9 protein-coding genes and 3 tRNA genes are annotated in these 10709 nt (G+C 72.6%); 5 read left to right on the top strand and 7 right to left on the bottom strand.

What is annotated here, in order from left to right; translation table 11 throughout:
- Positions 1 to 157 precede the first annotated feature (157 nt).
- From IMZ35_RS11650 to IMZ35_RS11630, 5 genes are all read right to left on the bottom strand, one after another.
- Positions 158 to 1354 carry a cytochrome P450 gene (locus IMZ35_RS11650; RefSeq protein WP_199441050.1) on the bottom strand — a complete coding sequence of 399 codons (1197 nt, stop codon included), beginning with the start codon at positions 1352 to 1354 and terminating at the stop codon, positions 158 to 160.
- Between the two features lie 74 nt (positions 1355 to 1428).
- A complete protein-coding gene (locus IMZ35_RS11645; protein ID WP_199441049.1) occupies positions 1429 to 1965 on the bottom strand; it encodes a GTP-binding protein in 537 nt (178 codons plus the stop codon).
- Between the two features lie 52 nt (positions 1966 to 2017).
- A complete protein-coding gene (locus IMZ35_RS11640; RefSeq protein WP_199440964.1) occupies positions 2018 to 2392 on the bottom strand; it encodes a DUF742 domain-containing protein in 375 nt (124 codons plus the stop codon).
- Positions 2389 to 2808 (bottom strand): roadblock/LC7 domain-containing protein, encoded by a 420-nt coding sequence (locus IMZ35_RS11635; RefSeq protein WP_199440963.1) that lies wholly within the window; start codon positions 2806 to 2808, stop codon positions 2389 to 2391. Before IMZ35_RS11635 ends, IMZ35_RS11640 begins: the two co-directional genes overlap by 4 nt.
- 121 nt (positions 2809 to 2929) lie before the next feature.
- On the bottom strand, positions 2930 to 4543 hold the full coding sequence (locus tag IMZ35_RS11630; RefSeq protein WP_438816857.1) for a sensor histidine kinase: 1614 nt from the start codon (positions 4541 to 4543) through the stop codon (positions 2930 to 2932).
- 866 nt (positions 4544 to 5409) lie between these two features.
- Here IMZ35_RS11630 and IMZ35_RS11625 point away from each other — a divergent pair.
- Positions 5410 to 5480: transfer RNA gene (locus IMZ35_RS11625), tRNA-Cys, on the top strand.
- A gap of 80 nt (positions 5481 to 5560) precedes the next feature.
- Here the strand turns inward: IMZ35_RS11625 and IMZ35_RS11620 are convergent.
- Positions 5561 to 6592, bottom strand: a complete 1032-nt coding sequence (locus tag IMZ35_RS11620) for a medium chain dehydrogenase/reductase family protein (protein ID WP_199440961.1) — start codon at positions 6590 to 6592, stop codon at positions 5561 to 5563.
- A 62-nt stretch (positions 6593 to 6654) separates the two neighbouring features.
- Here IMZ35_RS11620 and IMZ35_RS11615 point away from each other — a divergent pair, with 62 nt between their 5' ends.
- From IMZ35_RS11615 to IMZ35_RS11600, 4 genes are all read left to right on the top strand, one after another.
- Positions 6655 to 7329, top strand: coding sequence for a TetR/AcrR family transcriptional regulator (locus IMZ35_RS11615; RefSeq protein ID WP_307867947.1), 675 nt, complete (start codon positions 6655 to 6657; stop codon positions 7327 to 7329).
- A 242-nt stretch (positions 7330 to 7571) separates the two neighbouring features.
- Positions 7572 to 8957 carry a hypothetical protein gene (locus tag IMZ35_RS11610; protein ID WP_199440960.1) on the top strand — a complete coding sequence of 462 codons (1386 nt, stop codon included), beginning with the start codon at positions 7572 to 7574 and terminating at the stop codon, positions 8955 to 8957.
- Positions 8958 to 9263: 306 nt separating this feature from the next.
- Positions 9264 to 9335 (top strand) — tRNA-Cys (locus tag IMZ35_RS11605).
- Between the two features lies 1 nt (position 9336).
- Positions 9337 to 9408: transfer RNA gene (locus tag IMZ35_RS11600), tRNA-Val, on the top strand.
- A 96-nt stretch (positions 9409 to 9504) separates the two neighbouring features.
- Here the strand turns inward: IMZ35_RS11600 and IMZ35_RS11595 are convergent.
- Entirely contained in the window at positions 9505 to 10293 is a 789-nt protein-coding gene (locus IMZ35_RS11595; RefSeq protein WP_229371374.1) for an integrase, read from the bottom strand.
- Positions 10294 to 10709: the final 416 nt, after the last annotated feature.

The raw sequence follows: 10709 nt of genomic DNA, 5'->3' as shown, positions 1-10709 counted from the left end.
GGCGCGGGGGGGGCGGGGGGGCGCCGCGGCCGGGGGGCGCGCGCCCCGCCCGCCCGCCCGCCCCCCCCCCCCCCCCCCCGCCGCCCCCCCCCCCCCCCCCCCCCCCCCCCCCCCCCCCCCCCCCCCCCCCCCCCCCCCCCCCCCCCACCACCGGGGATCAGCGGAAGCTGCTGGTGACGTAGGCCGGGGTGAACTCCACGGGCAGCGACTCCAGTCCGCGCATCCACACCGACTGCCGCCACACGAGCTGCTCGGGGGCCACCGCCAGCACGACGTCGGGGAGCCGGTCGAGCAGGACCTCGACGGCGGCCCTGGCGATGACCTCCGCCAGCTCGGGCGCCGGGAACGGGCAGCGGTGCTCGCCGTGGCTGAACGACATCTGCGCGTGGTTGCCCACAGAACCCTCGTAGGAGTCCGGTCGCACCTGCGGGTCGGTGTTGGCCGCGGCCAGGCCCATGACGATCAGGTCGCCCTGCTGGATGCGCTGCCCGCCGAGCTGGGTGGCCTGCGACGCCCAGCGGCCGACGAAGTTCTGGGTGGGCGTGTCCTCCCACAGCACCTCGTTGAGCGCCTGGCCCGCGCTGCGCCGACCACCGGACAGCGTCACGGCGAACCGGTCGTCGGTCAGCATCAGCCGCAGCGTGTTGCCGATCCAGTTGGCCGTGGGCTGCTGCGCGGCGGACATGATGACGAGCAGGTCCTGCGTCAGCTCCTCCTCCGTCAGCGCGGCCGGGTGGGCCAGCAGCCGGGAGGGCACGTCGGGGCCGGGACGCGCGCGCTTGGTGCGCAGCAGGCGCTCCATCGTGGTGACGACCCGCTGGTACGCCGGGATGGCGTCCGGTCCGCCGTCGAGCGAGGCGGCGAGGTTGCGCACCACCTCCGGAGCCTCGGAATCGGGCAGCCCGAACAGCTTCGAGACGACCAGCGACGGCATCGGGTGCGCGTACTGGGCCTTGAGGTCCGCCTCGCCGGACACCACGAACGCGTCGATGAGCTGGTCGGCGATCTGCTCGCAGCTCGTGCGCAGCTCGAACTGGTCGACCGCGGCGAGCGCGTCGCTGATCGCTCCGGAGCGCCGCCGGTGCTCGTCGCCCTCGGTGAACATGACGGAGGGGTTGTGGCCGACGTAGGGCATGAGCGGCCAGTCCGCCGGGACGCGGTCCCACTGGTTCCACCGGCGGGAGTCCCGCGCGAACAGGTGCGGGTTGCTCAGGACGTGGTGCAGCTCGCGGTAGCCGATGACGTACCAGGCGGGCACGCCGCCGTCGAGCACGATCGGGGCCACGGGGCCGTGCTCCCGGCGCAGCTCGCGGTACAGCTCCGCGGGCTGCTGCTGGAACCGCGGGCTGTGCAGCGCCACCGCGGACTTCGCGTGCGCCGGGCACCCGGCCGGCGGCGTGGAGAGGTCGGACGGGTGTGGGGGGTTGGTCACGGAGTGGTCTCCCTGGCGGAGGACAAGGCGTGGAGGTGTTCGACCAGAGCGATCAGCACGGCTTTGCTGGAGTCGCGCGACCGCGCGTCGCAGTCGACGAGCGGTACCTCCGGGGACAGGTCGAGCGCGTCGCGCACCTGCTCCAGCGTGTGTTGCGGACCGCCGAAGTCGTTGCGCGCCACGATGAACGGCGTGCCGTGGTGTTCGAGCCGGTCGATGGCGTACCAGGAGTCGGCGAGCCGCCTGGTGTCCACGAGCACCACCGCGCCGAGGGTGCCGGCGAACAGCTGGTCCCACAGGAACCAGAACCGCTCCTGCCCCGGCGCACCGAACAGGTACAGCACCATCTCGTCGTTCAGGCTGATGCGGCCGAAGTCGAACGCGACGGTCGTGGTCGTCTTGTCCTGCACGCCCGCGGCGTCGTCGATGCCGACCCCGGCCCGCGTCATGGTCTCCTCGGTGCTCAGCGGGCGGATCTCGCTGACCGAGCGGACCATCGTGGTCTTGCCCACGCCGAACCCGCCGACGATCACGATCTTCAGACCGTTCTCCGCCGTGCTCCGCAGCGGTGTTCGGACGTCTCGGTCAGAGGTTCTGGAGTCCAACGAGCACCTGCTTCAGGAGTTCGGGGTCGGGCAGGGAGGGGTGGACGCCCGGCGACGAGGACACCCGCGTCACCGACGGGTGCCGCGCGGTGACGGCACCCGTGTCGAGCAGGTCGCACAGCAGGATCTTCACGACGCTGACCGGCATCCCGAGGTCCGCGGAGATCTCCACGACCGCCGTGGGCCTGCGGCACAGCGTCAGGATGCGGACGTGCTCGGACTGCATCCCCGTCGACGGCTCGCTCTCGCTGACGATGAGGGTGACGAGGTCGACCGCGCCGGCGTCCACCCGGCTGCGCCCGCCCGTGACCGTGTACAACCGGTCCGGGTCCTCGTCGTCGAGCCGCGGGCTCATGCCGGCCGGGGGCTGTGCCGGGACTGACGGGGCGGCGTGCTGAGGTACTCCCCGATCTGCTCGACCAGCTCGTTCATGTTGTGCCCGATGATGCCGACGTCGGCGTCGTCCACCGCGACGACCGCGAGGTGCGCGCCCTGCCCGGCCTCCACGATGAACAGCAGTCCGCCGTGGAACTCCGTCATGGACTGGCGCACGCCGCCGGTGCCGTCGCCGAACTCGACGGAGGCGCCGTAGGCGAGGCTCTGCATGCCGGAGGAGATGGCGGCCAGCTGGTCGGCCTGGTCCACCGACAGCCCGGAGGTGCGGCAGAGCTTGAGTCCGTCCTTGGACAGCACGAGGGCGTGTTTCGCTCCCGGTGTCCTCTCCAGCAGGTTCTCCAGCAGCCAGTCGAGATCGCGGTCCGTGGTGTTCATCCGGCCTGTGGGGCGGTGTTCCCGGCGCGGTTGCCCGGAAGCGTGCCCCTGCCTCCAATCTGTGCGGGTGTTCGACGTTCCTGAAGAGGACCGGTGCGGCTCACCGGTCTCCGGTGGAGGTTCAGGTGGGCCACCTCGGGCCGTCCTCCGTCGGAGGAGCTTGCCGGGGTTCCCGCGGCGGCGGTAGTGGCCTGGTGGTCCGGGCGTGCGGGAACTGCGGCCCCGACGCGAGGTCCGGCACCGGGAACTGCGCGGTCTCCGGCTCCGGCCGCGGGGCGCGCTCCTCCTGCTGGAGCCCGTCCGGCCGGGCGTCGGCCTGGTCCTGCTGCGGGGGCTCGGTCTGCTGGAGGTCCTGCTCCGGCTGCGCGGGCGTCTCCTCCGCCGGGAGGCGGAACTCCGGGACGGTCCCGTTGTTCCCGCTCGCGGCGGCCGGGCGACCGGCGTTGCGGAACGCGCCGAAGCGGGCGCCCGCGTCGGCGCGCGGCGCGGGTTCGGCCGCCCTGCGCTGCGGGGCGGGGAACGTCGCGGCCAGCGTGCGGCCGCGCGCGCGGCGCGGCAGCTCGGGCGGAGCGCCGTCGGCGGCCGGCGCCTCGGCGGTGACTCCGGTCGCCGCCTCGACGTCGGCGGCCGTGGGGAGCTGGAGCGGCGCGGACGTCGCGACCGTCGCCGGTGCCCGCGACGAGCCGGCGAACCGGCGCTTGCCGGTACCGCTCTGCCGCGGTTCGGTGATGAGCTGCCGGGGGATCATGACGACCACACCGGTGCCGCCGCGCGAGGACGGGCGGAAGGACACCGTCAGGCCGTGCTTGCGCGCCAGACAGCCCACGACCGCGAGGCCGAGCCTGGTGCCGGACAGGGTGGTCAGGTCCAGCGTCTCCGAGGACACGGCCTGCTCCGCGCGCCGCAGGGCCAGATCGCCCATGACGAGACCACCGTCCTCGATGGTCACGACGACACCGGTCTGGACCTCCTCCACGTACACGTGGACCTGCTCGGAGGGCGGCGAGAAGCTGGTGGCGTTGTCGATCAGCTCGGCGAGGGCGTGCATGACGCCCTCCGCGGCGTAGCCGACGACGGCGACCGTGCTGGCGGAGTGGGTGCGCACGCGCTGGTAGGCGCTGACCCGGCCGACCGCACCGCGCAGGATGCTCTCCATCACGATCGGCTTGGTCCAGCGGCGGCCGGAGCGGGCGCCGGTCAGGACGGCGATGCTGTCGGCGAGGCGACCGGCCTGAGCGGTGCTGTGGTCGAGCTTCAGCAGGTCGCCCAGGACCTCCTCGCTGTGCCGCTCCTCCATCTCGCGCAGGTCGGCGAGCATGCTCGTGGCCAGCGCCTGCACCCGCCCGGCGGCGTTGGCGCAGGCCGCCATCGCCGCGGCGCGCATCCGCTCGCCCCGACCGACCTCCTCGGCCAGCGTGCGCAGCACGAGCTGGTGCCGGGGGTCGACCGGCTCCTCGATCTCGGCGAGCGCCGTCTCCGGCGACGATCCGGCCCGCAGGCGCCCGATGAGCGCCGGGACGAGCTGGTCGGCCAGGTGGGCCGACTCCGCCCGCACCTGCGCCGCGCGCCCGGCGTGGAACCGCGCGGCGTCGCGTCCGTGCACGGCCAGCGCGACGGCCACCGACAGCAGCACCGCGGTCGCACCGGCGCACCACGCCACGAGCACTCTGCCCGAGTCCGGGGTCGCGACCACCGCCCAGACGCACGCGGCGGTGGTGACCAGCAACGCGATCACGAACGCGAGCACTGCCCGGCCCGCGGGCGGGCGTTCCGCCGATCGACGAATCGGTGTGTGTGCTGACATCAATCAGGTCCTCGCGGGCGATTGGTGACGACAGGGATTTTCGTGCTGGGACAACTGTCCGCTCAGCGGATGCGCACGATCGGCGACGCGACCCGGATCTGCTCGTTCAACACCGTTTCCTCGTAGCATCGGGCTGGTGGTTCGAGACGCGGCCACCGCACGGGAGAACCGATGCTACTCACCGGTCGGTTCCGCGCCGCATCGAGGTCGAGAACACGGATGCGGCGTTCTACCACTCCCCCGGAGAGATTTTTCGGACAGGACGAGATCATCGGTGCTGCACACGAGCCGGGAAGGCGGTCTTTCGACCCGACCATTCGCACGTCTGCCGCGGCCCGCGGAGCGCGATCAGCGTGCCCAGCGCCGTCCGGAGTGTCAAGGCGCACTGCATTCGCCGACTCCGGCTTAGCTCGAACGGAGCAACGGCACGAGGTAGACGCAGGTGGGAGAGCGGCAGCGGGTGCTGGCTTCCGGAGGCGCACGATGGCCCCCGCGCACATCTGATCGTGCCCGCGCTGCGATTGCCGGATGTGTCGCACGTCTCGCCGACGATCTTCGTGCCGCACAATGGCCCCGTGCGCAACACGACGCCACCGCCGCATCCGCGCCGCGAAGCGCGGCGTCAATCTTTCACACCCGGAGCCGGTTCGGCGCATTCGCACCGGGAATGCGCGCGGTGACCCTCGACCGCGATCCGTAGCCGTTCTCCGTCCGCACGGCAACCGCTCTCACCGGTCGGGACGAGAACGGACGCGCTCGACACCCGTCACGACCTCGTGTTTCGTGGTCCTCACCAGGGCGGAGTGGCCGAGAGGACAGGCAGGGGTCTGCAAAACCCCGTACACGGGTTCGAATCCCGTCTTCGCCTCCGAGCGGTGGGAGACCGGCGGACAGGGGCCGGTCTCCCACCGCCGCGCGTCACGGGCCGCGGTGCCGGCGGCCGAGACCTCACGGCGTCAGCACGACCTTGCCGACGACCGTGCCCGACTCGGCCAGCCGCACGGCGTCGGCGGCCCTGGTCAGCGGCAGCCGCCCGCCGACCTGAGCGGTGATCCGGCCGTCGCGCAGGGCCTCGAACACGGCGGTGAGGTCGTCGCGCAGCCGCGCCCGGAAGCGGTCGGCGCGGAACGACCTGCCGCCCCAGATGTTGTAGAACCCGGCGCTGCGGCCGTTGGGCAGCGCGTTCCACAGCAGCGTGCGGGCGAGGACCTTCAGCACCGGCAGCCGCTTGGAGCCGGTGTCGTCCCTGGTGACCGCGGTGCCGTAGGCGACGAGGGTGCCGCCCCTCGCGAGCAGCCTCCACGAGTCGGTCACGCTGCGACCGCCCACGTGGTCGAACACGGCGTCGACGCCGTCGGGCGCGATCTCGCGCACCCGCGCCGGAACGTCCTCGGTGCGGTGGTCGATCGGCGTGACACCCAGGGCCCGCAGGGTGTCGTGGTGCCGGACGGACGCCGTGCCGATGACCGACACGCCCGCCGCGCGGGCGAGCTGCACGAGCGTGGAGCCCACGCCGCCGTTGGCGCCGTGCACCAGGATCGTCTGCCCCCGCCGCACGCGGGCCCTGCGGTGCAGCATCTGCCAGGCGGTGATGCCGTTGACCACGAGGGTCTCCGCGTCGATCGCGTCGACGCCCTCGGGCACCTCGACCAGGTCGGCGGCGTCGAGGAGCACGTGGCTGGCCCACCCGCCGATCTTCGTCAGCGCCGCGACGCGGGTGCCGCGCAGCGCCGGGTCCACCCCGCCACCCGTGACCAGCACCCGGCCCACCAGGTCGTAGCCGGGGACGAACGGGAACGGCGGCTGGTCGTAGTACCGGCCGCGACGCATCTGCTGCTCCGCGAAGGACACGCCCGTCGCCTCCACGCCCACCAGCACCTGACCGGCGGCGGGCACGGGCACGGGCCCGCGGCGCAGCTGGAGGCCCTCCGGCTCGACCTCGCCCGGCAGGACGACCTCGATCAGTTCGGCGTTAGACATCTCGTACTTCCACTAGAAGTTGTCATTACCGTTATAACTTCTAACTACTGCATGATGCAAGCGTGGAGGAGAGCTCGGTGACGGAGAGCGGCAACCCCAGGGAGCGCTACCGCAGGCAGGTGCGCTCGGAGGTGAAGGACCTGGCCTGGCAGCAGATCGCGGAGACCGGCGCGTCCGGGATCTCGCTCAACGCCATCGCCAAGAAGATGGGCATGAGCGGCCCGGCCCTGTACCGCTACTTCGCCAACCGCGACGAGCTGATGACCGACCTCATCGGCGACGCCTACCGCGAGATCGCCGACGTCGTGAGCACGGCCGCCGCGGCCGAGCAGGACCCGGCCGTCAAGCCCGCGGCCATCGCGCACGCGCTGCGCCGGTGGGCGCTCGCGCAGCCGCACCGCTACTTCCTCGTCTGGGGCACGCCCGTGCCCGGCTACGCCGCCCCGCCGGAGACCGTGCACAGCGCGCGGCGCGTCATGACCGCCCTGCTCGACACGTTCGAGCGGCTGCGCGCCAGTGACGAGCGTCCCCTCGACGAACACCTCGCCACGCACCGCGAGTGGGCCGGAGAGCATCCGGCACCGCCGTCGGCGCTGCGCAGGGCGCTGACGTTCTGGACCCGGATGCACGGCGTGATCAGCCTGGAACTGGCCGGTCAGTTCACCGGGACGAGCTTCGACCCGGAGCAGCTCTTCGCCGAGGAGGTGGCCGCCGTCCTCCGCGAGTCGGAGCGGTGAGTTCACCCGGAGGTGCACCGCTCGGCGATCCCGTCGTGCGAACCCACCGCACGTGTGCCACGCGAAACTTGACCGTTCAGCCGCAGGTGTGATGACGTGCGTGCCACACGAGGCCCGCGCTGCCACCCGGTGATCGTCTCGCCTCCCGCTCGTCACGAGCGGAGCGCTGCCCGACGGGGCCGCCGCGGCGCGAGGGGCAGCGTCGATTCCGGGTCAGCACGAGTGAGAAGGTGGAAACTGCTGTGACGAAGTCAGCGTCCCCCAAGCGCGTCGCACCCGGCCCCAGGGTGCTCGTGCTGGGCTCCTCCCCCGCGGCGGACGACCTGCGGGAGTGGGCGGTGTCGCGCGGCGCGCGGCTCGCCAAGATCCTCACCAACACCGTCGACTACCTGGTGGTCGAGGGCGCGGTGGCCGAGGCGGCCAGGGTCACCAAGGCGACCCAGCTCGGCGTCACCGTGCTCAGCCACGACGAACTGCGCACGAAGCTCGGCGAGTCGGCCTCGGTGTCACCGGCCGCGCCGGTGGTCCCGGTCCCCGCGGAGGTCCCCGCGGCGGAGATCGTCGAGGCACGGGCACAGGCACCAGCTCCGGTCGAGGCGGAGGTGGCACCGCTCGCCGAGGCGCGCGTGGCCGCGACGACCGTCGCAGCGCCCGAGGTCGCGGAGGTCGCCGAGACACCCGCCGCCGACGCTCCGACGCCGGTCGCGGAGCCCGCCGAGCCGGTGGTCACCGAGGCCGAGGTCGTCGAAGCGCTGGTCGGTGAGATGCCCGCTGCGGAACCGGTCGCCGGGACCGAGGTCGCCGGGGCCGAGATCGTGGACGCCGTGGTCGTGGAGACGCCCGCCGAGGCGGACGCCGTGGAAGCCGGTGTCGTGGACGCGGAGGTGGTCGAGGCCGTGGCCGTCACCACGACCCCCGTCGCCGTCGCGAAGCCCACCGAGAAGCCCGCCGAGGAGCCCGCCGTCGCAGAGACCTCCTCGGTGACCGCGCTGCCCGCCGCCGAGGAGCCCGAGACCCCGGCGGTCGAGGCCGCCCCCGAGGCGCCGGCGCTCACCGCGGCCACCGACCCCGCTCCGGAGTCGACGCCGATCACCGCGACCGCGACGCCCGCGGCCACCGAGCCCGCCGAGCCCGAGCCCGCCGAGCCCGAGGTCGCGAAGACCGAAGCCGTCGAGCCCGCGACGCCCGAGATCGTCGAGCCCGAGGTCACGACGCCCGCGGCCGCCGAGCCCGAGGTCACCGAGGTCGCGACGCCCGAGATCGTCGAACCCGAGATCGCGACGCCCGCGGCCACCGAGCCCGTCGGGTCCGAGCCCGCGAAGACCGAGGTCGCCGACTCCCCGGTCGCCGAGCCGGAGCCCGCGGCGGTTCCCGCCGCCGTCGCGGCGACGCCGACCACCGCGGACGAGAAGGCCGCCACGGACGAGCAGGCCGTCACGGCCAGCTCGTCCGGCCCTACGGCCCTCCAGCTGTGGGGCGGTCGCGGGCTGATCGTCCTCGGCGCGCTGCTGGTGCTGTTCGCCGTGCTGGTGCTCGCGATGGGTGCTCCCGTCGTGGTTCCCCTGCTGCTCGGCGTGCTGGGCCTCGCCTCCGTGTTCGGCGGGTTCCTGGCCGGCCGGGCCGGGTAGGCGCACGTCCGATCCGGGTCCGGCGGATGTCGTCCGCCGGACCCGGACGGTCCGCTCGCGCTGCTGGAGCGGGGCGATTCGCGGAGAGACCTCGTCCTGATCCGCAGCGGGGCTTCCGATCCGGGTGGTGCTGGGCCACGACGGCCCGCGCCGCCTGGCGACCGGTGACGCCCCGGTGAGGGCTTCCTGCTGGTGCACCCGGAAGCATTCCCCCTGCCCGAGCAGCCGGAACCCGGCCGGGCCGCGTGATCGACCCCCCGGTGCGAGAGCGGGTGGTGGGTGGTCTAGGCTGTGCAGCAGTGCAAGGGCGGAGTGGCCGAGTGGCTTAGGCAAGGGCCTGCAAAGCCCTGCACGCGGGTTCGATTCCCGTCTCCGCCTCGGGTGATTAGCTCAGCGGGAGAGCACTTCCCTGACACGGAAGGGGTCACTGGTTCAATCCCAGTATCGCCCACCGAGTATACGCACTGCTCAGAAGGCCTGTTCCTCATCGAGGAGCGGGCCTTCTTTGTTGCGTTCAAGATCAAGTGGAGCGAAAATGGAGAACCGCTCAGGCCGAGTCCTGCTGGCGCAGCGGCGAGGCCGCCGGGCCCTGGTGCGAGAACTGCTCGCGCAGGTGCGGGAACCACTCGAACAGCCTGTGACGCTCCTCACCGGCGAGCGCGGACAGTGACGACTGCCAGCGCGCCTCCATGCCGCGCAGGATGTCGGCCCGCATCGTCGGCGTGACGTGGTCGCAGGTGCGGGCGATGCCCTTCATCTTCTGCCCGAGCCTGCCTCGACGCGCCACCTCGGGGATGCCGTCCTCGACCATCCAGGCGTTGTGGCCGTGGCGGCCCTCGTGGAAGGTGAAGGTCGGCAGGATCGGGGGCACGTGGTCGCGGGCGCCGGGCTCGTCGGGCGAGACGCCGTCCCACACCTCGCGCCAGAAGCGCTGGCGGAAGTTCGACCGCCGCAGGGCGTGCCCCTCGGGGGAGTGCAGGACGAACGGGTTGTCGTGACTGCGCATCAGCATCTCGTAGAACGTGGCGATGCTGGCAGGCAGCTCGACCGGCCGGGTTCCGGCGGGCGTCTTGGTGCGGCCGGTCTTCTTCGCCCTGCGCGTGCCCCTCTTCGTCAGCACCGGGACCTCGTCGAGCACCTCGGCGGTGAGCACACCGGCCTTGCTGACCTTGCCGTTGATCTCCTTGAGGGGCTTCCTGATCGCGATGGCGCGGCCGATCTCGTCGTACTCGTGCCGCTGCTGCCCGACCAGCTCGCCCCACCGGGCGCCGGTGCAGAAGTCCAGCAGGCACAGCGTGAACCCCGCGAGGCCCGCCTTGCTCTCGTACAACCGCATGGCCGCGCGCAGGGCCTGCGCCGGTGTCGCGGACCAGTCGCTCCTCCTCGAACTCCCCCGTGGTGACCTTGATGTCGACGCACGGGCTGGCGGGGATCACCTTGGCCCGGACTCCGGCCTTCATGATCTGCGAGAACAGGGCGAACACCGAGGAGATGCTGGACTCGGCGAGTTCGTCGTGCAGCTCGGAGACCCACTTCTCGATCTCGAGGTAGCCGTTGAAGATGGCGATCACGGGCCAGTCCTCCCACTGCGGGAGGAGGTGGTTGTCCAGGAACGAGCGGTACTCGTTGACCGTGTTCCCGCCCAGCCTGGGTTTCACCGCCTCGTACCACTGCTCCGCGAACTTCCCGAAGGGCGTCTCGCCGGCTCGCGGGTCGATCCACACGTGGCGGCGGATGAGCGCCTCCTGCTCC

The sequence above is a fragment of the Umezawaea beigongshangensis genome, from assembly GCF_016464305.1.
In the GTDB taxonomy this organism is placed as follows: domain Bacteria; phylum Actinomycetota; class Actinomycetes; order Mycobacteriales; family Pseudonocardiaceae; genus Umezawaea_A; species Umezawaea_A beigongshangensis.
The sequence above is the reverse complement of the archived record's forward strand: the minus strand, read 5'-3'. Positions and strand labels throughout refer to the sequence as shown.

Coding starts and splice junctions, on each gene's coding strand:
- IMZ35_RS11595 (WP_229371374.1), bottom strand. CDS start 10,293: ATGCGGTTGTACGAGAGCAAGGCGGGCCTCGCGGGGTTCACGCTGTGC.
- IMZ35_RS11640 (WP_199440964.1), bottom strand. CDS start 2,392: ATGAGCCCGCGGCTCGACGACGAGGACCCGGACCGGTTGTACACGGTC.
- IMZ35_RS11620 (WP_199440961.1), bottom strand. CDS start 6,592: ATGTCTAACGCCGAACTGATCGAGGTCGTCCTGCCGGGCGAGGTCGAG.
- IMZ35_RS11635 (WP_199440963.1), bottom strand. CDS start 2,808: ATGAACACCACGGACCGCGATCTCGACTGGCTGCTGGAGAACCTGCTG.